Below are 24827 nucleotides of genomic sequence, written 5' to 3' on the forward strand. Positions count from 1 at the left end.
TCTCCGTAACGGGTCATGTGTGGCGAGGACGGGAGCGCTCCCGTCCCGGCCACAGGGTGAGTTGGTTGCCGTGCCAGCCTTCGCGGTGCCCGTAGGCGGTGATGAACGCGTCGCGCTGGTCGCTGCTCAATGAGCCCCATTGAGCGGACGGGTTCAGGCCCGAATGGGTGGTGATGGTGGCGATCATCACGGAGATTGCATTCTCGCCACCGCGTGCTGCGCCGGCGTCGTAGGCACCTACACGGCGGTTACATCCGTCGCGTCGTCGTTGCTCCCTCGCTGGAGCACACCAAGGTCAGTTCCTGGCGACGTACCGTCCAATGCGACGGCGAGTCGATCGTCCCGGTCGCACGGACGTGATAGGCGGGACAGTCCGCATCTTCCTCCGGGTTGTTCTTGATGTCGCAGTTGCCTTCGATCAGGAAGGACTTGGCGCCATCGGCGCCGGTGCGTGCAAATTTCAGTGCAGGGCAGTCCCCGAATAGCCTCGATAGCACGATGTCGTTCTTCAGCACATAGGCGATCGCCTGTTCGCCGCCTGCGGGGGAAGGGGCTTGCTTCGCCTGCAAGGATCCTGGCACGGCAATGGCGAACGCCAAGGCCATGCCGATACTCGGTAACCAGAAGGACTTCATGCGCAGAGCTCCGATAGGCGGTTGTGTGTCGGGCTGGCGGCGTCGGCCCGGGAGAGGATGGGAGGGAGTACCTGCAGCGACATCACAACGGCGGCGATGTCGAGTGCGACGCAGGTCCAGGCCTGGGTCGAAAACGGAGTTGCCAGTCGCACCGTCCCCAGCCGCCTGGCTACGGGCGTCCACTGCCTCGTCCCGGGAAAGCGAACGCTCCATTCGGTTGATTCCATCCGTGTTTCATATGGGCCTGCGTTCGACGCGCACCATTTCGAAAAGTGGTTTGAGCTTTATCGCTGAAGATAATCTCCAGTGCTTCTTTCGTCTTCCTTTCCTTTTTGTTTTCTGTCTTTTCTGCAAAGTGCGCTCTCATGGTGGCGATGAAAAGCGCCGATCCAGACTGGAGCCGTTGTGGCTTTCGCTCAAGTTGCGGCTTTTTTCGGTGCCTTTAAATGTGCCTGTCATGGCGGTGTCGCATAATGAAGTGCGTGGTATGTCGCCATGTCACCTCTGACAACCCATGTCGTTGCTTGAAAATTGTTTCCATGTCGTATCCAGGGTTGGATCGAGAACGGAGTGCCGCCCTTGAGCCGCAATGCCGAATTGGCCGGCCTAGACATGCGCAGACGTCGTCGTTGGCGTTTGCCCATCTTGATCGCCTTGTTATTGCTGGCGGTCATTGCGCTGGGGCCGCGGGTCAGTGTGGCCCTGCCGCAGGTGGCGGCGCCGGCGGTACCGCAGGATCCGCTGGCGCTGCAGGCCTGGATCGACGCGCGTGAGCGCGCCACGCCCGGGGTGCGGGCGGACAACCAGGCGCGCATCGTCTGGGCCGATCCGACGCATCCGGGGCGACGCGCCTGCGCCATGGTCTATCTGCATGGCTTCACCGCAAGCCAGGGCGAGGGCGCACCCACGCATGTGCGGCTGGCACGCAGCTTCGGCTGCAATCTGTATCTGCCGCGCCTGCCCGGGCACGGGCTGGTCGCGGCCGATGCGCTGCGCGGCGTCGATGCCGGACGCTTGCTCGCCGGCGCCGCCGAGGCGCTGGCGGTGACCCGGGTATTGGGCGACCGCGTGGTGGTGATCGGCAATTCGATGGGCGGTGCGTTGGCGCTGCAGGCGGTGGCGGCGAATCCACGTCAGGTGCAGGCGCTGGTGTTGTGGTCGCCGCTGGTGCGCGAGTACGGCGATCAGTTGCAGCCGATGCTGTGGCCGTGGGGCGCGCAGTTGCTGGCGTGGACGCACAACGGCGGCGATCCGATCCTGCGCTATCCGGTCGACAGCGCCTACTGGGCCGATGCCACCCACCTGGACGGCTATCGCGCGCTGGCCGCGCTGACCCGCGGCGGCATGCAGCCGGCGACCTATGCGCGGATCCATGTGCCGGTGTTCCTCGGCTACTACTACCGCGATCCGCAGCACCAGGACCGCACGGTATCGGTGGCGGCACTGCAGGCGATGTTCAAGGAGCTGGGGACACCACCGGCCTTGCGCCAGGCGGTGGATTTTCCCGGGGCGGACAACCACGTGCTGGCCTCGCCGATCCGCTCGCGTGCGGTGCCGGCGGTGTTCGCCGCCACCTGCCGGTTCCTGGCGGGGCGGGGCGGTCTGCCGCAGCCGGCCGGCGTGCCGGATTGCGCGCATGCCTGGGCCGACGACGAGGCGCAGGCGCATGCCGTGGCGGCCGCGCACTGAGCGCGGTCGTTGCAGCGAGCCGAAAGAGGTTGGGCGGAGTGCAGGCAGCAATACCGCCGTGCGCGAAGCGCGGTGGGGCGGGGCCGTCACTGCGCGCACTCGGCGACGACGTAGGTACGCCGTCCGCAGAGCCTATTGCAGGTCGCGCAGATCCAGATTGCGCAGTTTGGGCGCCTTCCAACTGGTAACGCCGACCACGCCCAGGGTCACGCAGCCGCCCAGGACCACCGCCGGCACCAGCCCGATCAGCCGCGCCATCACGCCGTCGTAGAACGCGCCCAGTTCGTTTGACGAGCCGATGAAGATGCCATTGATCGAAGACACGCGGCCGCGCATCGCGTCCGGCGTGGCCAGCTGCAGGATGGTCGAGCGCACGATCACCGAGACGCCGTCGCACATGCCGTAGGCCAGCAGGATCGCCGCCGACAGCCAGAAATGGCGCGACAGGCCGAAGGCGATGGTGCACAGGCCGAAGCCGGCCACTGCCAGCAGCAGTACGCGTCCGGCATTGCGCTGCAGCGGGTGCCGCGCCAGCCACACGCCCACCAGGATCGAGCCCAGTGCCGGTGCGCCGCGCAGGATGCCCAGGCCCTCGGGGCCGTAGTGCAGGATGTCGTGGATGAAGGCCGGCAGCATCGAGACCGCGCCGCCGAGCAGCACCGAGAACATGTCCAGGGCCATCGCGCCGAGCATGATCTGGTTGGAGAACACGAACTGCGCGCCTTCGGCGATGCTGCGGAAGATCGGTGCGCGCGGGCCTTCGTGCACCGGCTCGGCGACGCGCAGCAGCCACAGCGCGGCCAGCGCCGCGGTGGAGGCGCCGATGGCGGTGCCGTAGGCCAGGCTCTTGCCGCCCCAGCCGACCAGCAGGCCGCCCAACGCCGGGCCGATCACCATGCCGGCCTGGAACGCGACGCTGCCGACGCTGGCGCCGCGCGCATAGGCCTCGCGGGGCAGGACGCGGGCGAACAGGGCGTTGTACACGGGCGACAGGAACGCGCGCGCGGCGCCGGTCAGCGCGATCGCCGCATAGATCGGCCACACCCCCTGCGCGGACAGCCAGCCGCGGCTCACCGCCAGCAGCACCGCGGCGGTGGCGATCAGGCCGACGCTGGCGAGCATGCCGAGGTAGCGTCGCGGCAGGTGGTCGACCAGGTAGCCGGCGAACGGGGCGATGCAGAAGAACGGCAGGATCTCGGCCAGCCCGATCAGGCCCAGCGAGAACGGATCGCGGGTGATCTCGTAGATGTGCCAGCCGACCGTGACCGCGACGATCTGGTAGGACAGCATCGCCAGGATGCGGTAGGCCAGCACCAGGGCGAAGCCAGGGTGCGCCAGCAGCGTGCGCAGGGTCTGCGGGGTGGGCAGGGGCGCGCTCATGCCTGCTGGGCGCGTGCGGTGTCCTGGATGAAGGCCAGCAGCGCGGCCAGGCCGTTGCTGCGGGTCGGCGACAGATGCTTGCCCAGGCCGATGGCGGCGACGAAGTCCGGCGCGGTGGCGAGGATGTCCGCGGCGCTGCGCCCGGAGTAGACCCGCAGTGCCAGGTAGATCAGCCCGGAGACGATCGCCGAGTCGCTGATCGCATGGAACACCAGGCGCTCGGCATTGCCCTCGGGCACGATCCACACCATCGACTGGCAGCCATGCAGGCGATGCTCCTCGGTCTTCCAGTGCTCGGGGAAGGCGGGCAGCTTGCGGCCCAGGTCGATCAGGTACTGGTAGCGCTCGGACCAGTCGCCGAAGAAGCCGAATTCCTCGGCGATGGCGGCCTGGGCCTCGGCGGGTGTGGGTTCGAGCGGGAAGTCGGTGTCGGTCATCAGCAATCCAGAATCAAGCGATGTAAAGCCCCTCTCCCTCCGGGAGAGGGGTTGGGGTGAGGGTAGGGGCGCAGCCTCGTGCATTGTCTATGCGAGTCGCTTCGCGCCGTACCCTCATCCGCCCCTTCGGGGCACCTTGTAAGCCCCTCTCCCTCCGGGAGAGGGGTTGGGGTGAGGGTAGGGGCGCAGCCTCGTGCATTGTCTGTGCGAGTCGCTTCGCGCCGTACCCTCATCCGGCGCTGCGCGCCACCTTCTCCCGGAGGGAGAAGGGAATAGCCGTGTTCCCTTTTTTTACAAGGGCGCGGTTACCCACGCTTCCAGCGTACGCCCTGGGGCGTGTCCTCCAGGACAATGCCGGCGTCGGCCAGTTCCTGGCGGATGGCGTCGGCGCGGGCGAAGTCGCGGGCTTTCTTGGCGTCGCTGCGTGCGTCGATCAGCGCCTGGATGCGGGCGTCGTCGTCGCTGCCGGCACCCTGGAACCAGACCTGCGGATCCTGCTGCAGCAGGCCCAGCGCCAGGCCGGCGCCGAGCAGGCGGCTCTTGGCCTGGCGCAGCGTGTCCGCACGTTGCGCGGCATCGGCGGGGTCGGGGCCGCCGGCCGGCGCCGCATCGCGCAGCGCCTGCCGCGCCTGTGTCGCCAGGCTCGACAGCACCGACAGCGCCAGCGGCGTATTGAGGTCGTCGTCGAGGGCCTGCTCGATCTCGGCCGGAATGACCGCCTCGGCGTCGATGGCCTGCAGGTCGCGCAGCGTCCCGTACAGGCCGTCGAGCCGGGCGACCTGGGCCTGGATCAGGGCGTCCGACCAGTCCAGCGGCTGCCGGTAGTGCGCGCTCAGCAGTGCGCAGCGCAGCGCTTCGGGCCGATGCCGGGCGATCAGGTCGTGCACCGTCTCGATGTTGCCCAGCGACTTGCTCATCTTGGCGCCGCTGAAGGTCAGCATGCCGTTGTGCAGCCAGACGCGGGCGAAGGTGGCGCCGCCGTGGGCGCATTCGCTCTGCGCGATCTCGTTCTCGTGGTGCGGGAACTGCAGGTCGACGCCGCCGGCATGGATGTCGATGGTCTCGCCCAGGTGCGCGGCGGCCATCGCCGAGCATTCGATGTGCCAGCCGGGGCGGCCGCGGCCCCACGGCGAGTCCCAGCCCGGCAGGTCGTCGCTGGAGGGCTTCCACAGCACGAAGTCGCCCGGGTCGCGCTTGTACGGCGCCACCTCGACACGGGCGCCGGCCAGCATCTCCTCCGGGTCGCGCCGCGACAGCTTGCCGTAGTCGGCGAAGCTGGCCACCGCGAACAGCACGTGGCCCTCGGCGGCATAGGCATGGCCGCCGGCGATCAGCCGCTCGATCATCGCCACGATGTGCGGGATGTGCGCGGTCGCCGCCGGCTCGATGTCCGGCGGGGTCACCCCCAGCGCGGCCATGTCCTGCCGGTAGATGGCGGCGAAGCGATCGGTGATGGTGGAGATCGGCACGCCCTGCGCCTGCGCGGCGGCGTTGATCTTGTCGTCCACGTCGGTGATGTTGCGCGCGTAGCGCAGCTTGCCGTAGCGGCGCCGCAGCAGCGCCGCCAGCACGTCGAACACCACCGGGCCGCGGGCATTGCCGATATGCGCGAAGTTGTAGACGGTGGGGCCGCAGACGTAGAGCGTCGGGCCGGCCACCGGATCGAGCGGTTCGAAGGCGTCGACCCGGCGGGTCAGGTTGTTGTGCAGGCGCAGGCTCATCGGCATCGGCGGTGGGGAAACCGCTCGATTCTACCGGCAGCGGCCCCGAGGCGGGCCATCCGCCCCCGAGCGCACCGGGCGGCAGGTGTGCGTGCCGATGGCAAGGAAACCGGAAGAAGCGGCCGTCCGTGCACGCGTGCGCGATGACGCGGCCATGGCGCTCGCCACCGGCGCTCCTGGTTGGACTGGCAGCCGCAGCCTGGCACCACGCGGCATGAGCTGACGACCGCTCAGGTGTTGCACCACGCCATGCCGGCCGCGCGCCTGCCAAGCCCGGCGCGGCGGACTCGGGGATGGGTGGCATGCCCTCGACGAGGTCGGCGCACGGCCGTCGGCTTGCGTTCAGCCCGACGCAAGCCGCCATGCCTACACTCAGAGGTCTGCCCTTGCGAAGCCTGCTGCCGATGCGTCCGATCCCGTTGTTGCCGCTGGTCGGCATCCTTGCCTGCGCCGTCGCGCCGGCCTGGGCGCAGGACTCCGAGGCGCGCAACCGGGTGGTGGTGATCGAGAACGTCAAGCTGGACTACGCCCAGGTGCTGAACGTGGAGCCGGTCTACCAGACCCTGCGCGCCACCCGTACCGAGCAGCAATGCGATCCGGCCCCCACGCCGGCCCCGGCGGCGCCGGCGCCCAAGCCGGCCGAGGACGACAGCCGCTTGAACCGGCTGATGGATTCGGTGAAGGACATCTTCAGCCGCCGCCACGAGGAGCCGGCACAGCAGGCGGCCGCGCCGGCTGCGGCACCGGCGGGCGGGCGCAACTGCCGGATGGTCGAAGTCGGCCGCGAGTTCCGCCGGCCCATCGCCTACGACGTGGACTATGTCTACAAGGGCACCAAGTACCGCTCGCGGCTGCCCGAGGATCCGGGCAACCGCCTGCGCATCCGCGTCTCGGTGGCGCCGTACGTGCCCGACGCGGTCGTTGTGCCGCCGCGCTGAGCGCCGCGCGCGCTTGCGCCTGTGGCGTGCGCGTGCGAGGATGCGCGCCGATGAAAGCGAACCTGCCCCAGCACGATCTCAGCGCCGCACGCATGGCCTCGGGCATGACGTCGCGCGCGCGTCGACCGGAATCCCACATTCTCGCTGGGTAACCGGAGCGTCGTGCCGTTCGTTCTGAAAACCCAGCCCGAGGCTGGGTTTTTTCGTTTTCATCGGCCGGAAAAGTTTCACCCGTAAAGAACCAGACTGTAGAACCTCCCGCGCGTCCCGCGTCCCCACCGCTGCAAAGGATCGATCGATGTCTCTGAAGCACTTCTTGAACACCCAGGACTGGAGCCGCGCCGAACTGGACGCGCTGCTGACCCAGGCGGCGCTGTTCAAGCGTAACCGCCTCGGCAGCGAGCTGAAGGGCAAGTCGATCGCACTGGTGTTCTTCAATCCGTCCATGCGTACCCGCACCAGCTTCGAGCTGGGCGCGTTCCAGCTGGGTGGCCACGCGGTGGTGCTGCAGCCGGGCAAGGACGCATGGCCGATCGAGTTCGACCTGGGCACGGTGATGGACGGCGACACCGAAGAGCACATCGCCGAGGTGGCGCGGGTGCTGGGCCGGTACGTCGACCTGATCGGCGTGCGCGCGTTCCCGAAGTTCGTCGACTGGGCCAAGGACCGCGAAGATCTGGCGTTGAAGAGCTTCGCCAAGTACTCGCCGGTGCCGGTGATCAACATGGAGACCATCACCCATCCGTGCCAGGAGCTGGCGCACGCGCTGGCGCTGCAGGAACACTTCGGTACCCGCGACCTGCGCGGCAAGAAGTACGTGCTGACCTGGACCTACCATCCCAAGCCGCTGAACACCGCGGTGGCCAATTCCGCGCTGACCATCGCCACCCGCCTGGGCATGGACGTGACCCTGCTGTGCCCGACCCCGGACTACGTGCTCGACGAGCGCTACATGGGCTGGGCCGCGCAGAACGTGGAAGAGAGCGGCGGTTCGCTGACCGTCAGCCACGACATCGACAGCGCCTACGCCGGCGCCGACGTGGTCTACGCCAAGAGCTGGGGCGCGCTGCCGTTCTTCGGCAACTGGGGCCCGGAGAAACCGATCCGCGACCAGTACCAGCACTTCATCGTCGACGAGCGCAAGATGGCCCTGACCAACAACGGCGTGTTCTCGCACTGCCTGCCGCTGCGCCGCAACGTCAAGGCCACCGACGCGGTGATGGATTCGCCCAACTGCATCGCCATCGACGAGGCCGAGAACCGCCTGCATGTGCAGAAGGCGATCATGGCGGCGCTGGCCGGCCAGGGCCGCCGGGATTCGTGATTCGGGATTGGGGAGTCGCAACGGCGACTCCCTTCCTGCTCTTAATTTAGTCAACCGCAGAGAGACGCCCCCATGTCGCAGCACCCCGCTTCCACCAATCCCGACTCCCCAATCCCGACTCCCGGCACCAAGGACATCGTCCTCGCCTTTTCCGGCGGCCTCGACACCAGCTTCTGCATTCCCTACCTGCAGGCCAAGGGCTATGCGGTGCACACCGTGTTCGCCGACACCGGTGGCGTGGACGCCGAGGAGCGCGACTTCATCGAGAAGCGCGCCGCGGAGCTGGGCGCGGCCAGCCACGTCACCGTCGATGGCGGCCCGGCGATCTGGGCAGGCTTCGTCAAGCCGTTCGTGTGGGCTGGCGAGGGCTACCAGGGCCAGTATCCGCTACTGGTGTCGGACCGCTACCTGATCGTCGATGCCGCGCTCAAGCGCGCCGAGGAGCTGGGCACCAAGGTCATTGCCCACGGCTGTACCGGCATGGGCAACGACCAGGTGCGCTTCGACCTGGCGGTCAAGGCGCTGGGCGACTACGAGATCGTCGCGCCGATCCGCGAAATCCAGAAGGAACACACCCAGACCCGCGCCTACGAGCAGAAGTACCTGGAAGAGCGCGGCTTCGGCGTGCGTGCCAAGCAGCAGGCCTACACCATCAACGAGAACCTGCTCGGCCTGACCATGTCCGGCGGCGAGATCGATCGCTGGGAAGCGCCGGGCGAGGGCGCCCGCGGCTGGTGCGCGCCGCGCAGCGCGTGGCCGACCGAGCCGCTGACGGTGAAGCTGAAGTTCGTGCAGGGCGAGGCGGTCGAACTCGACGGCAAGGCGCTGCCGGGCGAACAGATCCTGGCCAAGCTCAACAAGCTGTTCGCGCCCTACGGCGTGGGCCGCGGCGTGTACACCGGCGACACCGTGATCGGCCTGAAGGGCCGCATCGTGTTCGAGGCGCCGGGCCTGGTGGCGCTGCTGGCCGCGCACCGCGCGCTGGAGGACGCGGTGCTGACCAAGCAGCAGAACCGCTTCAAGCCGGACGTGGCGCGCAAGTGGGTGGAGCTGGTCTACGAGGGCTTCTACCACGACCCGCTGAAGACCGACCTGGAAGCCTTCCTGAATTCGTCGCAGGCGATGGTCAACGGCGAAGTGACGCTGGAGACCCGCGGCGGCCGTGTCGACGCGGTGGCGGTGAAGTCGCCACACCTGCTCAACGCCAAGGGCGCGACCTACGCGCAGTCGGCGGACTGGGGCGTGGCCGAGGCCGAGGGCTTCATCAAGCTGTTCGGGATGAGCTCCACGCTGTACGCCCAGGTCAATCGCTGACGCTTTGAAAAGCCCCTCTCCCTCCGGGAGAGGGGTTGGGGTGAGGGTACGGGCGAAGCCTCGCAATCGTCGGCTGCGCGTTGCGCCTGTCCCTTTACCTCGCTGGCGCGATTCGCTTTACCAGGCTTCGCCCGTACCCTCATCCGCCCCCTTCGGGGGCACCTTCTCCCGGTGGGAGAAGGGGGCCACTGCGATGGAACCCATGCACGCACTACGCATCAGCACCGACAAGCAGGAACTGGATCTGCCGCTGATCCATCGCTTCCTCAGCGAGCAGGCCTATTGGTGCCTGGGCATCCCGCTGAACACGGTGCAGCGGGCGATCGCCGGTTCGTTGTGCTTCGGCGGCTATGTCGAGGGTGCAGGGCAGGTGGCGTTCGCCCGAGCGATCACCGACGGGGCGACGTTTGCCTATCTGGCCGACGTGTTCGTGCTCGACGCCTACCGTGGCCGCGGCTACGGCAAGCAACTGGTCGCCGCGATCATGGCCCACCCGCAGTTGCAGGGCCTGCGCCGCTTCATGCTCGCCACCTCCGATGCGCATGCGCTCTACGCCCAATACGGCTTCGCCGCGCCGGCGCGGCCGCAGTCGTTGATGGAAATCGCCTATCCCGACCTCTACCGCACCAGCACCACGGCGGACTGACCCACCATGACCGATCTGCTCACCTCCACGCTCGATCACCTGCAGGCGCTGGTGTCCTTCGACACCCGCAATCCGCCGCGGGCGATCGGCACCGATGGCATCTTCGACTACCTGCGCGCGCAGCTGCCCGGCTTCGCGGTGGAGGTGATCGACCACGGCGCCGGTGCGGTCAGCCTGTACGCGGTGCGCGGCACGCCCAGGTACCTGTTCAACGTGCATCTGGACACGGTGCCGGATTCGCCGCACTGGAGCGCCGATCCGCACGTGATGCGGCGCCTGGACGACCGCGTGGTCGGATTGGGCGTGTGCGACATCAAGGGCGCGGCGGCGGCGCTGCTGGCCGCGGCCAATGCCGGCGACGGCGATGCCGCGTTTCTGTTCTCCAGCGACGAGGAAGCCAACGACCCGCGCTGCATCGCCGCGTTCCTGGCCCGTGGCATCGCCTACGAGGCGGTGCTGGTGGCGGAGCCGACCATGAGCGAGGCGGTGCTGGCGCATCGTGGCATCAGTTCGGTGCTGATGCGCTTCGCCGGCCGCGCCGGCCATGCCTCGGGCAAGCAGGACGCCGCAGCCAGCGCGCTGCATCAGGCGATGCGCTGGGGCGGCCGTGCGCTGGACCATGTGGAGTCGCTGGCGCACGCGCGTTTCGGCGGGTTGACCGGGCTGCGCTTCAACATCGGCCGGGTCGAGGGCGGGATCAAGGCCAACATGATCGCGCCGGCGGCGGAACTGCGCTTCGGTTTCCGGCCGCTGCCGTCGATGGACGTGGACGCCTTGCTGGCGACCTTCGCCGGTTTCGCCGAGCCGGCCGCGGCGCACTTCGAAGAGACGTTCCGTGGCCCCAGCCTGCCGTCGGGCGCGGCTTCTGACTGGAATGGCGCCCGCGCCGAGGACAAGCGCCTGGCCGCGCGCGACGTCGCCGATGCGCTGGAGTTGCCGATCGGCAACGCGGTGGACTTCTGGACCGAGGCCTCGCTGTTCTCCGCCGGCGGCTACACCGCGCTGGTCTACGGCCCGGGCGACATCGCCCAGGCGCATACCGCCGACGAGTTCGTGACGCTGGAGCAACTGCAGCGCTACGCCGACTCGGTGCACCGCATCATCAACGGCGCGCGCTGAGCCGCGCGCCTTTCCCACGTCGCCCGGACCGATCCCGCGATCGCGTCCACCCTGGACTCCTTCGGACACCGCCCCACGCCATGCACGCCAACCGCCAAACCCGCCAGACCATCGTGCGCCTGCTCTCGAGCATGGCCAGCGCGAAGGAGATCAGCCAGTACCTCAAGCGCTTCTCGCAACTGGACGCCAAGCGCTTCGCCGTGGTCAAGGTCGGTGGCGCGGTGCTGCGCGACGACCTGGAGGCGCTGACCTCCTCGCTGTCGTTCCTGCAGGAAGTGGGCTTGACCCCGATCGTGTTGCACGGCGCCGGCCCGCAGCTGGACGCGGAGCTGTCCGCCGCCGGCATCGACAAGCAGACCGTCAACGGCCTGCGGGTGACCTCGCCGGAAGCGCTGGCGATCGTGCGCCGGGTGTTCCAGGCCTCCAACCTCAAGCTGGTCGAGGCGCTGCAGCAGAACGGCGCGCGCGCCACTTCGATCACCGGCGGCGTGTTCGAGGCGCAGTACCTGGATCGCGACACCTACGGGCTGGTCGGCGAAGTCACCGCGGTGAACCTGGCGCCGATCGAGGCCAGCCTGCAGGCCGGCTCCATCCCGGTCATCACCAGCCTGGGCGAGACCCCCAGCGGGCAGATCCTCAACATCAACGCCGATTTCGCCGCCAACGAATTGGTGCAGGAGCTGCAGCCGTACAAGATCATCTTCCTCACCGGCACCGGCGGCCTGCTCGACGAGCGCGGCACGGTGATCGATTCGATCAACCTGTCCACCGAGTACGACCACCTGATCGCGCAGCCGTGGATCCATGGCGGCATGAAGGTGAAGATCGAGCAGATCAAGGATCTGCTGGACCGGCTGCCGCTGGAGTCGTCGGTGTCGATCACGCGCCCGGCCGACCTGGCCAAGGAACTGTTCACCCACAAGGGCTCGGGCACCCTGGTGCGGCGTGGCGAGAAGGTGCTGCGCGCCACGACGTGGAGCGAGCTGGACCTGCCGCGGCTGAAGACCCTGATCGAATCCAGCTTCGGCCGCACCCTGGTGCCGGACTATTTCGACACCACCAAGCTGCTGCGCGCCTACGTCAGCGAGAACTACCGCACTGCGGTGATCCTGACCGACGAGGGTGGCTACACCTACCTGGACAAGTTCGCGGTGCTCGACGACGCGCAGGGCGAGGGCCTGGGCCGTGCGGTGTGGAACGTGATGCGCGAGGAAACGCCGCAGCTGTTCTGGCGTTCGCGCCACAACAACCAGGTCAACATCTTCTACTACGCCGAGTCCGACGGCTGCTTCAAGCAGGAGAAGTGGAAGGTGTTCTGGTACGGGCTGGACACCTTCGAGCAGATCCAGCACTGCGTGGCGCATTGCGCGACGCGCACGCCGACCCTGCAGGGTTGAGCGGCCCCTTCGTCTAGGACTTACCCCATGTCCGGCATCGATCCCGTGCTTCCCGAATCCTGGCGCCACGTGCCGACGCTGCGCGGGCGCCACGTCAGCCTGGAGCCGCTGCAGGCGGCGCATGTCGAGGGCCTGCGCGCCGCGCTGCGCGGCAGTGGCCTGGACGCGCTGTGGTACACCAACGTGCCGGCGCCGGAACGCGTGGACGCCTATGTCGCCGCCGCGTTGGAGGTGCAGGCATTGGGTCGGGTGCTGCCGTTCGTGGTGCGCGATGCGCAGGGCGAGATCGTGGGCAGCACGCGCTTCTACGGCCTGGATCCGCAGGTGCCGACCCTGTCGATCGGCTACACCTGGTACGCGCCGCGAGTGCAGCGCAGCGGCCTGAACACCGAGGCCAAGCTGCTGCTGCTTGGCCACGCCTTCGACACGCTCGGCTGCCTCAGCGTGGTGTTCGAGACCAGCTGGTTCAATCACGCCTCGCGCACCGCGATCGCGCGGCTGGGGGCCAAGCAGGACGGCGTGCTGCGCAACCACAAGCGCCACGCCGACGGCACCCCGCGCGACACCGTCATCTTCTCCATCATCGATACGGAATGGGCCGGGGTGAAACGCCACCTGCAGTTCCGCCTGGATTCGCACGCATGAGCACTCCCATCTATTCCATCGGCATCGTCGGCGCCCGCGGCCACACCGGCGCCGAGTTGATCCGCCTGATCGCCGCGCATCCGCAACTGCGCCTGGCCTTCCTGTCCTCGCGCGAGCTGGACGGGCAGCGCGTCGATGCGCACCACGACACCTACCAGGGCGAACTGCGCTACGAGAACCTCGATCCCGAGGCGGTGGCGGCCAAGCGCGCCGACGTGGTGGTGCTGGCGCTGCCCAACGGCAAGGCCGCGCCCTACGTGGCGGCGTTGGACGCGGCGGTCGCCGCCGGCGCGGCCGATCCCATCGTGGTCGATCTGTCCGCCGACTACCGCTTCGACCCGGCCTGGTACTACGGCCTGCCGGAACTGACCCGCGCGCGCTACGCCGGGCAGCGCCGCATCAGCAACCCGGGCTGCTACGCCACCGCGATGCAGCTGGCGATCGCGCCGCTGCGCGAGCAGCTCGCCGGGCCGCCGCAGTGCTTCGGCGTGTCGGGCTATTCCGGCGCCGGTACCACGCCGTCGGACAAGAACAATCCGGCGCTGCTGCACGACAACCTGATGCCGTACGCGCTGACCGACCACATGCACGAGCGCGAGGTGTCCGCACAGTTGGGCGTGCCGGTGGAGTTCATGCCGCACGTGGCGCCGCATTTCCGCGGCATCACCATGACCGTGAACCTGTGGCTGCAGCATCCGCTGAAGCTGGAGGCCATGCAGCGGCTGTATCGTGCCCGCTATGCCGATGAGCCGCTGATCGAGGTGATCGACGAGGCGCCCTGGGTGAGCCGCATCGCCGGCCGCCACGGCGTGCAGCTCGGCGGCTTCACCCTGGCCCCGGGCAACAAGCGCCTGGTGCTGGTGGCGACCTTGGACAACCTGCTCAAGGGCGCGGCGACGCAGGCGATGCAGAACCTCAACCTGGCGCTGGGCGTGGACGAGTTGACGTCGATCCCGCCGATACACACGCCGGAGTAGGACACCCACAATCAGCGCCGCATCCCCAACGGACGCAGCGCGCCGCTTTCCGAATCCCAATTCCCCAATCCCCATTCCCGGCTTCCCAATGACCAATCTGCTTTGGCAAAAACCCGGCGTCGCCGTCGACACGCAGATCCAGGCGTTCCTGGCCGGCGACGACGTGCTGCTGGACCGCGAGTTCTTCCTGCACGACATCGCCGCCAGCGGCGCGCACGCCGAGGGCCTGCAGCGCATCGGCATTCTCTCGGCCGACGAACTGGCCGGGCTGCAGCGCGAACTGGCGGTGCTGGCCGAGGATTTCCGCAGTGGTGCGTTCGTGCTGGATGCGCGCTTCGAGGACGGCCACTCGGCGATCGAGGCCCGGCTGACCGAGCGCCTGGGCGATGCCGGGCGCAAGATCCACACCGGACGCAGCCGCAACGACCAGATCCTGGTCGCCACCCGGCTGTGGCTGAAGGACAAGCTGGCGCGGCTGGCGCAGCTCGGCGCGGAGATCGCCAAGGTGGCGCTTGACCGCGCGCAGGCCGAGCGCGACCTGCCGGTGCCCGGCTACACCCATATCCAGCGCGCGGTGGTGTCCTCGGCCGGCATGTGGTGGGCGGGCTGGGCCGAGGCCTTCATCGACGATGCGCTGCGTGCCCGCGACACCCTGCGCCTGGTCGACTGCAATCCGCTGGGCACCGCCGCCGGCTATGGCGTCAACCTGCCGCTGGACCGCGCCCACACCACCGCTGCGCTGGGCTTCGCGCGCCTGCAGGTCAGCCCGATCTATGCGCAGCTCTCGCGTGGCAAGTTCGAGATGGCCGCGCTGGAAGCGCTGGGCAGTGCGACCCTGGACCTGCGCCGCCTGGCCTGGGATCTGTCGTTGTTCACCAGCGGCGAGTTCGGTTTCGTGGCGCTGCCGGCGCAGTACACCACCGGTAGCTCGATCATGCCCAACAAGCGCAACCCGGATGTGATCGAACTGATGCGCGCCACCCACGCCAGCGTGGCCGCCGCGCGCACCGAGATCGAACAATTGCTGTCGCTGCCGTCGGGCTATCACCGCGACCTGCAGAGCAGCAAGGGCGCGATCTTCCACGGCTTCGGCCGCGGCCTGGCCGCGCTGGAGCTGCTGCCGGCGCTGCTGGCCAACCTGGAGTGGCGCGAGGACAGGCTGCGCGCGGCGATCGATTCGGGCATGTACGCCACCGACGTGGCGGTGGAAGCCGCGGTGGCCGGCGTGCCGTTCCGCGAGGCCTACCAGGCCGCCGCCGCGTCGGCCGACAGCGCGGGGCAGGGGCGTACGCCGGAAGGCAGCCTGGCGGCGCGGGTGTCGCCCGGTGCAGCCGCCGATCTGCAGTTGCAGGCGCTGCGCGCGCGCTGGGACACGCTGGGATGAGCCTGCTTGGCCATCCCACAGGCTGGCGCACGGCGATCGCATCGCCCGCGTGGCCGGGCAGGGCGGGCGGCCTGCGGACCATCGCCTTGGCGCTGCTCGCCGCGGGGCTGCTGGCGCTGCCCGCGGCCCCGGCCAGCGCGGCGGTCGGTGCGGCGCCGAAGGTGGCGGTCTACCGCGGTGCGGCCGGCTGCCGCGGCTGCTCTGAAATGGTGGTGGATGCGTTGCGCGCGACCGGGCTGCCGCTGACGATCGTCTACGTCGGCGAGCGCGAACCGCTGCACGTGACCCCCGCCACGCTGCGCGACGTCGATCTGTACATCCAGCCCGGCGGCGGCCAGGACATCCCGGCCGCGTACGCCGCCCTCGGCGACGATGGCGCCGATGCCCTGCGCGACTTCGTCAGCAGCGGCAAGGGTTTCCTGGGCCTGTGCATGGGGGCGTACCTGGCCGACCGCGACGGCATCGGCCTGGTCGATGTGGCGCTGCAGTCGGAAGTCGGGCGTCCGCGCTCGGGCATCGACGACGAAGGCGACCACACCATCGCCATCCGCTGGGACGGAACCTGGCAGCGCGTCTACTATCAGGACGGCCCGTTCCTCACCGGCAGCGCGGCGGACGGCTTCGTGCCGATCGCCCAGTACGGCAACGGCGACGTGGCGATCGCGCGTTATCGCCATGGCCGCGGCACGGTGGTGCTGGCCGGGCCGCATCCGGAGGCGGACGAGCGCTGGATGGACGAGGCCGGCGATGTCGCCCCGCAGGACAACCTGCGACGGCTGCTGCGGCTGTTTCCCGGCCTCGGCGCCCGTGCGGAGGCAGGGCCGGCGCTGCGCTGACGTAGCGCGCGGTCGTCGAACTTTTACCGGAGGCGCATGCCATGCCGCGCCTCGCATGCAGGAGAAGGCAATGACGTTGTACCTGGTGATGGCGATGCGCAAACCGGCGTTTCCGGAGTCGGTGATCCAGCCGCATCGCGACTTCCTGGCCGCGCTGCGCGAGCGCGGGCTGCTGGAGCGCAGCGGTGGCTTCGGCGACGGCAGCGGCGGTGCCTATGTGCTCAAGAACGTGGACAGCCTGGCGCAGGCGCAGGCCATCGTCGCCGAGGATCCGCTGGCGCTCCAGGCTGCGTCCGAGCTGACCGTGTACGCCTGGAACGCGCACTGAGCCGAGCGAGCGCCCGATGACCGCCCCGACCGCCACCGCCGCCACGCCCTTCGTCGAGCAAGCGCTGCCGCCCTGGCGGCGCGCGGTGCTCAAGGTCGGCAGCAGCCTGCTGGCCGCCGACGGCGGCGGCCTCACGCCACGCTTTGCACTGGGCCTGGCGCAGTTCGTCTCGGCCAACCTGGCGGCCGGGCGTGAACTGGTGATCGTGTCCTCCGGCGCGGTCGCCGCCGGCCGCGCCATCGTGCCCAAGGCCGCCGAAGCCGGCGCGGCGCTGGCTGCGCGGCAGGCGCTGGCCGCGCTCGGCCAGGCGCAGCTGATCGCGCTGTGGCAGCGCTTCTTCGAACGGCCGGTGGCGCAGGTGCTGCTGACCCACGACGACCTGCGCAACCGCCGCCGCTACCTCAACGCACGCGCCACCCTGGGCGAACTGTTGCGGCTGGGCGCACTGCCGGTAGTCAACGAGAACGACACCGTCTCGGTGGACGAACTCAAGCTCGGCGACAACGACAACCTGGCCGCGATCGTCGCCGCCCTGGTCGACGCCGATGCGCTGTTCATCGCCACCGACATCGACGGCCTGTACACCGCCGACCCGCGCCGTGACTCGCAGGCGCAGCCGCTGCACGAGGTGCAGGAACTGAGCGCGGCGGTGCTGGCGATGGCGGGCGGCAGCGGCAGCGGCGTGGGCACCGGCGGCATGCGCACCAAGCTGGAGGCCGCGGCCAAGGCCGGCGCCGCCGGCATCGAGACCTATCTGTTCAACGGCCGCAGCGCCGAGGTGGTGCGCGGCCTGGCCCAGGACCGCCTGCGCGGCACCCGCATCCATGCCGCGCGCACCCGCATCGCCGCGCGCAAGTACTGGCTGCGCCACGTGCCGGTGGAACCGGGCGCGATCCTGGTCGATGCCGGCGCCGCGGCCGCGCTGCTCGACAAGGGCGCCTCGCTGCTGCCGGGTGGCGTGGCCGGCGCCGTGGGCGAGTTCCGCCGCGGCGACATGGTCGAGGTGCGGCTGCGCGACGCGGCCGGCGAGCGCTGCCTGGCGCGCGGCGTCAGCCAGTACGCGGCGGTGGACATCCGCCGCATCGCTGGCCGCCACTCGCGCGACATCGAGGCGATCCTGGGCTACAACTACGGCGAGAACGTGATTCATCGCGACGATCTGGTGGTGGTGCGGGAATCGGGAGTCGGGAATGGGGAATCGGCGTAAGCGCGCCCGCCCCACGGTGGCCGCGACGGCGCCGCCGATCCCGCTGCAATGCGCGCGCATGCGATGTTGCGCCTCGCGCTCGCCGCCTTTCATCCGCCGGCGCAGCGCGTAGCCTTTCCGAATCCCGAGTCCCGAATCCCGAATCCTAGCCACCGGAGCCCCCAATGACCTCCATCCGCACCCAGGCCCTGCAATGCCGCGATGCCGCGCAAGCGCTGGCGCAGTTGTCCTCGTCGGCCAAGCAGGCCTTGCTGGAGGCGATGGCGGCGGCGCTGCAGGCCGATGCGGAGGCGATCCTCGTCGCCAATGCACGGGACCTGGAGGCGGCGCGGGCCAAGGACGTCGGCAGCGCGATGCTCGATCGGCTGGCGCTGGACCGCAAGCGCCTGGACGGCATCGCCGCGGCGTTGCGCGAGGTCGCGGCCTTGCCCGATCCGGTGGGGCAGGTCACCCGCGACGACGTGCGCCCCAACGGCATCCGCGTGCAGAAGATCCGCGTGCCGCTGGGTGTGGTGGCGATGATCTACGAGGCGCGCCCCAACGTCACCGCCGACGCCGCGGCGCTGTGCATCAAGGCCGGCAACGGGGTGATCCTGCGCGGCGGTTCCGAGGCGATCCACTCCAACACCGCCATCGCCGCGGCGCTGCGTCGTGCGCTGCGCGAGGCCGGCATCGGCGAGGCCGCGCTGACCCTGGTCGAAGACCTGCGCCGCGAGACCATGCTGGAACTGCTGCAGCTCAACGACATCGTCGACCTGGCGATTCCGCGCGGCGGCGAGGGCCTGATCCGCTTCGTCGCCGAACATGCGCGGGTGCCGGTGATCAAGCACTACAAGGGCGTGTGCCATCTGTTCGTGGATGCGTCGGCGAACCTGGAGCTGGCGGTGAAGCTGCTGGTCGACGGCAAGACCACGCGGCCGGCCGCCTGCAATTCCCTGGAGACGCTGCTGGTGCATGCCGACGTGGCCGCACGCTTCCTGCCGCTGGCGGCGCAGGCGCTACGCCAGCGCGGTGTCGCCCTGCGCGGTGATGCCGCCACCCGCGCACTGCTGCCGGACATCGACAGCGCCAGCGACGACGACTACGCCGCCGAATACCTGGACCTGATCCTGGCGATCGCGGTGGTGCCGGACCTGGACGCGGCGATCTCGCACATCCGCCGCTACGGCTCGGACCACACCGAGGTCATCGCCACCGAGGACGCGGCCAACGCCGAAGCCTTCGTGCAGGCGTTGCGCGCGGCCGTGGTGATGGTCAACGCCTCCTCGCGCTTCTCCGACGGCGGCGAACTCGGTCTGGGCGCGGAGATCGGCATTTCCACCACGCGCCTGCACGCCTACGGCCCGATGGGCCTGGAAGCGCTGACCGTGGAGCGCTTCGTGGTGCGCGGCGAGGGGCAGGTTCGGCACTGAGGCGCCGCCGCACATTGGTTGGGCGGGCGCCTGAGCTGCCTGGCATGTGAGGGATCGGCGTCCTGCTGGTGGCGGTGAAGCAGAGTGGCAACCTGTGCTGATCGGGATAGCGTGCCTGTGCGCTCGCACACCGCCATATCAGCGGCGAGGATCGGCGACCCAGCCTTTGTCACTTGCCGATGGCGGCGCCGTCGCCTAGCGTCGCGGATTCGCCTCCTTTCGGGATCCAACGCCCATGCGCCGCCTCGCTCCCTGCCTGCTCGCCGCTGCCGTCGCCTTCGCCACCGCCGGCGCCGCAGTCGCCCAGACCGCGCCGATGACGCCGGACATCACCGGCAAGCCGTTCGTCGCACCGACCGCGGCCAACGACTACGTCAAGCGCGAGGTGATGATCCCGATGCGCGACGGGGTCAAGCTGCACACGGTGATCGTGCTGCCCAAGGACGCGCACGGCGCGCCGATCCTGCTGACCCGCACGCCGTACGATGCCAGCGGCCGCGCCAGCCGGCTGGCCTCGCCGCACATGCGCGATCTGTTGCCGCAGGGCGACGAAGTGTTCGTCGACGGCGGCTACATCCGCGTGTTCCAGGACATCCGCGGCAAGTACGGCTCGGAGGGCGACTACGTGGTGACCCGGCCGTTGCGCGGGCCGCTCAACCCGACCAAGGTCGACCACGCCACCGACGCCTGGGACACCATCGACTGGCTGGTCAAGCACGTGCCCGAATCCAACGGCAAGGTCGGCATGATCGGCTCGTCCTACGAGGGCTTCACCGTGGTGATGGCGTTGGCCGATCCGCATCCGGCGCTGAAGGTGGCCGCGCCGGAAAGCCCGATGATCGACGGCTGGATGGGCGACGACTGGCTCAACTACGGCGCCTTCCGCCAGGTCAACCTGGACTACTTCACCGGCCAGATGACCAAGCGCGGCAAGGGCGAGGGCATCCCGCGCCACGGCTACGACGACTACAGCAACTTCCTGCGCGCCGGCTCGGCCGGCGACTACGCCAAGGCCGCCGGGCTGGAGCAGTTGCCGTGGTGGCGCAAGCTCACCGAGCACCCGGCCTACGATGCGTTCTGGCAGGAGCAGGCGCTGGACAAGGTGATGGCGCGCACCCCGCTGAAGGTGCCGACGATGTGGCTGCAGGGGCTGTGGGACCAGGAAGACATGTGGGGCGCGATCCACAGCTACGAGGCGATGGAGCCGCGCGACACCGGCAACGACAGGAACTACCTGGTGATGGGGCCGTGGCGGCATAGCCAGGTCAACTACGAGGGCGCCTCGTTGGGCGCGCTGCAGTTCGACGGCGACACCGCGCTGCAGTTCCGCCGCGACGTGCTCAAGCCGTTCTTCGACCAGTACCTGGTCGACGGCGCGCCCAAGGCCGACACGCCGCCGGTGCTGATCTACGACACCGGCGCCAATCACTGGGACCGCCTGCAGCGCTGGCCGCTGAGCTGCGCGCAGGGCTGCCCGGCGCAGAGCAAGCCGCTGTACCTGGAGGCCGGCGGCCGCGTTTCGTTCGAGGCGCCCAAGGCCGGGCAGGGAGACTACACCGAGTACGTCTCCGACCCGGCCAAGCCGGTGCCGTTCGTGCCGCGCCCGGTGGTGTTCGGCGACCGCGACATGTGGACCACCTGGCTGGTGCACGACCAGCGCTTCGTCGACGGCCGCCCGGACGTGCTGACCTTCGTCAGCGAACCGCTGCAGGCGCCGCTGCGCATCGCCGGCGCGCCGCAGGTGCACCTGCAGGCCTCCACCAGCGGCAGCGACAGCGACTGGGTGGTGAAGCTGATCGACGTGTATCCCGACCAGATGGCGTCCGAGCCGAAGCTGGGCGGCTACGAGCTGCCGGTGTCGCTGGCGATCTTCCGCGGCCGCTACCGCGAGAGCTTCGAGCATCCCGCGCCGCTGACCCCGAACCAGCCGCTGGCCTACCGCTTCGGCCTGCCCACCGCCAACCACACCTTCGAGCGCGGCCACCGGATCATGGTGCAGGTGCAGTCCACGCTGTTCCCGCTGTACGACCGCAACCCGCAGACCTACGTGCCCAACATCTACTTCGCCAAGCCGGGCGATTACCAGAAGGCGACGCAGCGGATCTGGCACACGCCGCAGCAGGCCAGCTACATCGAGCTGCCGGTGCGCTGAGCGCCGCTACCGAACGTGCGTGCGGCCACGCCGGACACGGCGCGCCACGCGCGCTGCACTCGCTGGCCGGCGCGGTTGCCGCGGCCGCGCGGCGCACTCAAAGGCGCAGTGCGTCGAGCACCAGCGAGAACGCCGGCGAGTGCTGGCGGCGGCTGGGGTAGTAGAGATGGTAGCCGGAGAATGGCGGGCACCAGTCCTCCAGCACCCGCACCAGGCGACCTTCCTCGAGATGGGGCGCGAATTCCTGCTCGGGCAGGAACGCGATGCCGAGTCCGTCGAGTGCGGCGCGCACGATCGGCGGCGAGGTGCTGAACGTCACCTGGCCTTCGACCCGCACGTTCACCTGCCGGTTGCGCCGCTCGAACTCCCACACGTAGAGGCCGCCATGGGTGGGGAAGCGGATGTTGATGCAGCGGTGTTGGGTCAGGTCGCCCGGCACCTTGGGCAGCGGGCGCTGCTGGAAGTAGGCCGGCGCCGCCGCCGCGGCCATGCGCAGCGGCGGGCCGATCGGCATCGCGATCATGTCCTTGTCCACGCTCTCGCCCAGGCGCACGCCGGCATCGAAACGGTCGGCGACAATGTCGCGGAAACCGTAGCTGACGTCGAACTCGATCTGCACGTCCGGATAGCGCTGCAGCACCGGGGTCAGCTTGGGCAGCAGGGTGGTGTGCAGGATGTGGTCGCCGCTGGTGATGCGGACCACGCCGGCGGGCTTGTCGCGCAGCGCGGTCAGCGCGTCCAGTTCCGACTCGATCTCGTCGAAGCGGTTGCCGATGGCCTGCAACAGACGCTGGCCCGCCGCGGTGGGCGAAACGCTGCGCGTTGTGCGGGTGAGCAGGCGGATCTGCAGCCGCGTTTCCAGCGCCTTGATCGCCTGGCTGAGCGCCGACTGGGTGACCCCCAACGCGGCGCCGGCGCGGGTGAAGCTGCCTTCGCGGGCGACGGTGACGAAGGCCAGCAAGTCGTTGAGATTGCGTCGTGCCATGGCCCAGTCTGACAGGTCGATTAATTAGCTAGGCTAATAGGGAAGGAAAGGATTCATCATCTTATCAGGCGGATCAGCGATGCCGACAATGGCCATCCTCCCCTCCACCGGAATCCCGCCATGTTCGTCAACGCCTATGGCGCCCAAGCCGGCGACCAGCCCCTCGAACCCATGCGGATCGTGCGCCGCACGCTCGGTCCGGACGACGTGCGCATCGACATCGCCTACTGCGGCATCTGCCATTCCGACCTGCACCAGGCCCGCGGCGAATGGGCCGGTACGCGCTTCCCGTGCGTGCCGGGACACGAGATCGTGGGCCGCGTCGCGGCGGTCGGTGCACATGTCGCCGGCATGCGTCCGGGTGACCTGGTCGGCGTCGGCTGCATCGTGGACAGCTGCAGGCACTGCGCGGAGTGCGAAGGCGGACTGGAGAACTACTGCGACGGCATGGTCGGCACCTACAACTTCCCGAGCGCCGATGCGCCCGGCCACACCCTCGGCGGCTATTCGCAGCAGATCGTGGTCCACCAGCGCTACGTGCTGAGAATCAGCCACCCGGCAGGGCAACTGGCGGCGGTGGCGCCGCTGCTGTGCGCGGGCATCACCACTTATTCGCCGCTGCGCCACTGGGGCGCCGGTCCCGGCAAGACGGTGGGCGTCGTCGGCATCGGCGGGCTCGGCCACGTCGGCGTGAAACTGGCCCATGCGATGGGCGCGCGCGTCGTCGCGTTCACCACCGCCGAGGCCAAGCGCGAGGCTGCCTTGGCACTGGGCGCCGACGCGGTGGTGGTGTCGCGCAACGCGCAGGAAATGGCGGCGCATGCCGGGAGCATCGACCTGATCGTGGACACGGTCGCCGCGCCGCACGACCTGGACGCGTTCCTGGGCCTGCTCAAGCGCGACGGCGCAATGGTGCTGGTCGGTGCGCCGGCCAGCCCGCACCCGTCGCCGGCGGTGTTCAGCCTGATCATGCGGCGTCGCACCCTGGCCGGCTCGATGATCGGCGGCATTGCCGAGACCCAGGAGATGCTGGATTTCTGCGCCGAGCACGGCATCGTCGCCGACATCGAGTTGATCCGCGCCGAGCAGATCAACGCCGCCTACGAACGGATGCTGCAAGGCGACGTGAAATACCGATTCGTCATCGACAACGCCACCTTGGCCGCCTGACCGGGAGAAGACCGATGCAACGACTGCTGCTGATCCTGGCCCTGGCGGCCGGCACCTCACCTGCGATGGGACAGGACATGGCCAATGGCGCGAACAACTTCTACAAGAGCGACGCCGTCGCCACGGAAAAGGTTTCCTTCCGCAACCAGTACCGAATGACGATCGTGGGCAACCTGTTCCTGCCCAGGCAGCGCAAGGCCGGTGTCCGCTATCCGGCCATCGTGGTCGGGCACCCGATGGGCGCGGTGAAGGAGCAGAGCTCTAACCTGTATGCGCAGAAGCTGGCCGAACAGGGCTTCGTCACCCTGGCGATCGACCAGTCGTTCTGGGGCGAGAGCGAGGGCCAGCCGCGCAATGCGGTGGCGCCGGATCTGTATGCCGAGGCGTTCAGCGCGGCGGTGGACTACCTGGGCAGCCGGGCGTTCGTGGACCGCGAGCGCATCGGCGTGCTCGGCATCTGCGGCAGCGGCAGCTTCGTCATCAGTGCGGCCAAGATCGACCCGCGCATGAAGGCCATCGCCACCGTGAGCATGTACGACATGGGGGCGGCCAACCGCGATGGGCTCAACCACGCGCAGACCGTCGAGCAGCGCAAACAGATCATCGCGGCCGCGGCGCGGCAGCGCGACGTGGAATTCGGCGGCGGCAAGACCGAGTACACCGGCGGCACGGTGCACGTGCTCGATGCGCAGACCCCGCCCATCCAGCGCGAGTTCTACGACTTCTACCGCACCGCGCGCGGCCAGTTCACCCCGGCCGGTTCCTCGCCCGCGCTCACCACGCACCCGACCTTGAGCAGCAACGTCAAGTTCATGAACTTCTATCCGTTCAACGACATCGCGACCATCGCGCCGCGGCCGATGCTGTTCATCGCCGGCGACCAGGCGCACTCGAAGGAGTTCAGCGAAGAGGCCTTCCGCCTGGCGGGCCAGCCGAAGGAGTTGTACTGGGTGAAGGGCGCGGGCCACGTGGACCTGTACGACCGGACCGACCTGATCCCATTCGACAAGCTGGCCTCGTTCTTCCGGCAAACCCTGGGGGCGCCATGAGCGTGCGCATGGGCAGGCGCGGGTGCCATCGCACGCGGCCGATCGCACACGAACACCTTGCGCGCTGCGGTCGCCACGGAGC

General features: G+C 69.2%; 23 protein-coding genes. 17 read left to right on the top strand and 6 right to left on the bottom strand.

Features of this window, described 5'->3' with window-relative positions; all coding sequences use genetic code 11:
- Positions 1 to 13 precede the first annotated feature (13 nt).
- Together FHR66_RS06285 and FHR66_RS06290 are read right to left on the bottom strand one after the other, a co-directional pair.
- Entirely contained in the window at positions 14 to 187 is a 174-nt protein-coding gene (locus tag FHR66_RS06285) for a hypothetical protein (RefSeq protein ID WP_456361730.1), read from the bottom strand.
- Between the two features lie 61 nt (positions 188 to 248).
- The gene (locus tag FHR66_RS06290) at positions 249 to 635 is read right to left on the bottom strand and encodes a hypothetical protein (RefSeq protein ID WP_167087586.1); all 387 of its coding nucleotides are present in this window, start codon (positions 633 to 635) and stop codon (positions 249 to 251) included.
- 612 nt (positions 636 to 1247) lie between these two features.
- On the opposite strand from FHR66_RS06290, the gene FHR66_RS06295 reads away from it, so the two are divergent.
- Positions 1248 to 2324 (top strand): alpha/beta hydrolase, encoded by a 1077-nt coding sequence (locus tag FHR66_RS06295; RefSeq protein ID WP_167087588.1) that lies wholly within the window; start codon positions 1248 to 1250, stop codon positions 2322 to 2324.
- Between the two features lie 132 nt (positions 2325 to 2456).
- On the opposite strand, the gene FHR66_RS06300 is transcribed toward FHR66_RS06295, so the two are convergent.
- The 3 genes from FHR66_RS06300 to cysS all read right to left on the bottom strand — a co-directional run bounded on the left by FHR66_RS06300 (position 2457) and on the right by cysS (position 5862).
- Positions 2457 to 3704, bottom strand: coding sequence for an MFS transporter (locus FHR66_RS06300; RefSeq protein ID WP_167087590.1), 1248 nt, complete (start codon positions 3702 to 3704; stop codon positions 2457 to 2459).
- Positions 3701 to 4141, bottom strand: a complete 441-nt coding sequence (locus tag FHR66_RS06305; RefSeq protein WP_160970330.1) for a SufE family protein — start codon at positions 4139 to 4141, stop codon at positions 3701 to 3703. Before FHR66_RS06305 ends, FHR66_RS06300 begins: the two co-directional genes overlap by 4 nt.
- 305 nt (positions 4142 to 4446) lie before the next feature.
- Positions 4447 to 5862 carry a cysteine--tRNA ligase gene (gene cysS, locus FHR66_RS06310; protein ID WP_160965189.1) on the bottom strand — a complete coding sequence of 472 codons (1416 nt, stop codon included), beginning with the start codon at positions 5860 to 5862 and terminating at the stop codon, positions 4447 to 4449.
- 404 nt (positions 5863 to 6266) lie between these two features.
- On the opposite strand from cysS, the gene FHR66_RS06315 reads away from it, so the two are divergent.
- From FHR66_RS06315 to FHR66_RS06380, 14 genes are all read left to right on the top strand, one after another.
- Positions 6267 to 6800 (top strand): hypothetical protein, encoded by a 534-nt coding sequence (locus FHR66_RS06315; protein WP_160965187.1) that lies wholly within the window; start codon positions 6267 to 6269, stop codon positions 6798 to 6800.
- A gap of 298 nt (positions 6801 to 7098) precedes the next feature.
- Positions 7099 to 8124 carry an N-acetylornithine carbamoyltransferase gene (locus tag FHR66_RS06320; RefSeq protein WP_160965185.1) on the top strand — a complete coding sequence of 342 codons (1026 nt, stop codon included), beginning with the start codon at positions 7099 to 7101 and terminating at the stop codon, positions 8122 to 8124.
- 72 nt (positions 8125 to 8196) lie between these two features.
- On the top strand, positions 8197 to 9438 hold the full coding sequence (locus FHR66_RS06325) for an argininosuccinate synthase (protein WP_160965183.1): 1242 nt from the start codon (positions 8197 to 8199) through the stop codon (positions 9436 to 9438).
- 193 nt (positions 9439 to 9631) lie between these two features.
- Positions 9632 to 10084: a GNAT family N-acetyltransferase gene (locus FHR66_RS06330; RefSeq protein WP_160965181.1), complete on the top strand. Its 453-nt coding sequence runs from the start codon at positions 9632 to 9634 to the stop codon at positions 10082 to 10084.
- 6 nt (positions 10085 to 10090) lie between these two features.
- Positions 10091 to 11203 (top strand): acetylornithine deacetylase, encoded by a 1113-nt coding sequence (locus tag FHR66_RS06335; RefSeq protein WP_160965179.1) that lies wholly within the window; start codon positions 10091 to 10093, stop codon positions 11201 to 11203.
- 80 nt (positions 11204 to 11283) lie between these two features.
- Entirely contained in the window at positions 11284 to 12600 is a 1317-nt protein-coding gene (locus FHR66_RS06340; protein WP_160965177.1) for an acetylglutamate kinase, read from the top strand.
- Between the two features lie 27 nt (positions 12601 to 12627).
- Positions 12628 to 13245 carry a GNAT family N-acetyltransferase gene (locus tag FHR66_RS06345; RefSeq protein WP_160965175.1) on the top strand — a complete coding sequence of 206 codons (618 nt, stop codon included), beginning with the start codon at positions 12628 to 12630 and terminating at the stop codon, positions 13243 to 13245.
- A complete protein-coding gene (gene argC / locus FHR66_RS06350; RefSeq protein ID WP_160965173.1) occupies positions 13242 to 14222 on the top strand; it encodes an N-acetyl-gamma-glutamyl-phosphate reductase in 981 nt (326 codons plus the stop codon). The genes FHR66_RS06345 and argC overlap by 4 nt, the downstream gene beginning before the upstream one ends.
- A gap of 88 nt (positions 14223 to 14310) precedes the next feature.
- Complete coding sequence (gene argH / locus FHR66_RS06355; RefSeq protein WP_160965171.1) at positions 14311 to 15606, top strand: argininosuccinate lyase; 1296 nt, start codon at positions 14311 to 14313, stop codon at positions 15604 to 15606.
- A gap of 86 nt (positions 15607 to 15692) precedes the next feature.
- Positions 15693 to 16442 (top strand): BPL-N domain-containing protein, encoded by a 750-nt coding sequence (locus FHR66_RS06360; protein WP_237475231.1) that lies wholly within the window; start codon positions 15693 to 15695, stop codon positions 16440 to 16442.
- 70 nt (positions 16443 to 16512) lie between these two features.
- Positions 16513 to 16770 carry a YciI family protein gene (locus FHR66_RS06365; protein ID WP_160965169.1) on the top strand — a complete coding sequence of 86 codons (258 nt, stop codon included), beginning with the start codon at positions 16513 to 16515 and terminating at the stop codon, positions 16768 to 16770.
- A gap of 16 nt (positions 16771 to 16786) precedes the next feature.
- Positions 16787 to 17977: a glutamate 5-kinase gene (gene proB / locus FHR66_RS06370; RefSeq protein WP_160965167.1), complete on the top strand. Its 1191-nt coding sequence runs from the start codon at positions 16787 to 16789 to the stop codon at positions 17975 to 17977.
- A gap of 164 nt (positions 17978 to 18141) precedes the next feature.
- Positions 18142 to 19389, top strand: coding sequence for a glutamate-5-semialdehyde dehydrogenase (locus tag FHR66_RS06375; RefSeq protein WP_160965165.1), 1248 nt, complete (start codon positions 18142 to 18144; stop codon positions 19387 to 19389).
- Between the two features lie 235 nt (positions 19390 to 19624).
- Positions 19625 to 21541, top strand: coding sequence for a CocE/NonD family hydrolase (locus FHR66_RS06380; RefSeq protein WP_160965163.1), 1917 nt, complete (start codon positions 19625 to 19627; stop codon positions 21539 to 21541).
- Between the two features lie 97 nt (positions 21542 to 21638).
- On the opposite strand, the gene FHR66_RS06385 is transcribed toward FHR66_RS06380, so the two are convergent.
- On the bottom strand, positions 21639 to 22526 hold the full coding sequence (locus tag FHR66_RS06385) for a LysR family transcriptional regulator (RefSeq protein WP_160965161.1): 888 nt from the start codon (positions 22524 to 22526) through the stop codon (positions 21639 to 21641).
- A gap of 120 nt (positions 22527 to 22646) precedes the next feature.
- Between FHR66_RS06385 and FHR66_RS06390 the strand changes: the two genes are divergently transcribed.
- Both FHR66_RS06390 and FHR66_RS06395 read left to right on the top strand, forming a co-directional pair.
- Positions 22647 to 23696, top strand: a complete 1050-nt coding sequence (locus FHR66_RS06390) for an NAD(P)-dependent alcohol dehydrogenase (protein ID WP_160965159.1) — start codon at positions 22647 to 22649, stop codon at positions 23694 to 23696.
- A 14-nt stretch (positions 23697 to 23710) separates the two neighbouring features.
- Entirely contained in the window at positions 23711 to 24745 is a 1035-nt protein-coding gene (locus FHR66_RS06395) for an alpha/beta hydrolase (protein ID WP_160965157.1), read from the top strand.
- Positions 24746 to 24827: the final 82 nt, after the last annotated feature.

Source organism: Xanthomonas sp. F4, assembly GCF_011761895.1.

Bases quoted from the DNA above. Each gene is read 5' to 3' on its own strand.
- argH (WP_160965171.1), top strand. From the start codon at position 14,311: ATGACCAATCTGCTTTGGCAAAAACCCGGCGTCGCCGTCGACACGCAG.
- FHR66_RS06390 (WP_160965159.1), top strand. From the start codon at position 22,647: ATGTTCGTCAACGCCTATGGCGCCCAAGCCGGCGACCAGCCCCTCGAA.
- FHR66_RS06320 (WP_160965185.1), top strand. From the start codon at position 7,099: ATGTCTCTGAAGCACTTCTTGAACACCCAGGACTGGAGCCGCGCCGAA.
- FHR66_RS06380 (WP_160965163.1), top strand. From the start codon at position 19,625: ATGCGCCGCCTCGCTCCCTGCCTGCTCGCCGCTGCCGTCGCCTTCGCC.
- FHR66_RS06375 (WP_160965165.1), top strand. From the start codon at position 18,142: ATGACCTCCATCCGCACCCAGGCCCTGCAATGCCGCGATGCCGCGCAA.
- FHR66_RS06290 (WP_167087586.1), bottom strand. From the start codon at position 635: ATGAAGTCCTTCTGGTTACCGAGTATCGGCATGGCCTTGGCGTTCGCC.
- FHR66_RS06300 (WP_167087590.1), bottom strand. From the start codon at position 3,704: ATGAGCGCGCCCCTGCCCACCCCGCAGACCCTGCGCACGCTGCTGGCG.
- FHR66_RS06340 (WP_160965177.1), top strand. From the start codon at position 11,284: ATGCACGCCAACCGCCAAACCCGCCAGACCATCGTGCGCCTGCTCTCG.
- FHR66_RS06385 (WP_160965161.1), bottom strand. From the start codon at position 22,526: ATGGCACGACGCAATCTCAACGACTTGCTGGCCTTCGTCACCGTCGCC.
- FHR66_RS06285 (WP_456361730.1), bottom strand. From the start codon at position 187: ATGATCGCCACCATCACCACCCATTCGGGCCTGAACCCGTCCGCTCAA.
- FHR66_RS06365 (WP_160965169.1), top strand. From the start codon at position 16,513: ATGACGTTGTACCTGGTGATGGCGATGCGCAAACCGGCGTTTCCGGAG.
- FHR66_RS06325 (WP_160965183.1), top strand. From the start codon at position 8,197: ATGTCGCAGCACCCCGCTTCCACCAATCCCGACTCCCCAATCCCGACT.
- FHR66_RS06295 (WP_167087588.1), top strand. From the start codon at position 1,248: ATGCGCAGACGTCGTCGTTGGCGTTTGCCCATCTTGATCGCCTTGTTA.
- proB (WP_160965167.1), top strand. From the start codon at position 16,787: ATGACCGCCCCGACCGCCACCGCCGCCACGCCCTTCGTCGAGCAAGCG.
- FHR66_RS06315 (WP_160965187.1), top strand. From the start codon at position 6,267: ATGCGTCCGATCCCGTTGTTGCCGCTGGTCGGCATCCTTGCCTGCGCC.
- FHR66_RS06330 (WP_160965181.1), top strand. From the start codon at position 9,632: ATGGAACCCATGCACGCACTACGCATCAGCACCGACAAGCAGGAACTG.
- FHR66_RS06345 (WP_160965175.1), top strand. From the start codon at position 12,628: ATGTCCGGCATCGATCCCGTGCTTCCCGAATCCTGGCGCCACGTGCCG.
- cysS (WP_160965189.1), bottom strand. From the start codon at position 5,862: ATGAGCCTGCGCCTGCACAACAACCTGACCCGCCGGGTCGACGCCTTC.
- argC (WP_160965173.1), top strand. From the start codon at position 13,242: ATGAGCACTCCCATCTATTCCATCGGCATCGTCGGCGCCCGCGGCCAC.
- FHR66_RS06305 (WP_160970330.1), bottom strand. From the start codon at position 4,141: ATGACCGACACCGACTTCCCGCTCGAACCCACACCCGCCGAGGCCCAG.
- FHR66_RS06335 (WP_160965179.1), top strand. From the start codon at position 10,091: ATGACCGATCTGCTCACCTCCACGCTCGATCACCTGCAGGCGCTGGTG.
- FHR66_RS06395 (WP_160965157.1), top strand. From the start codon at position 23,711: ATGCAACGACTGCTGCTGATCCTGGCCCTGGCGGCCGGCACCTCACCT.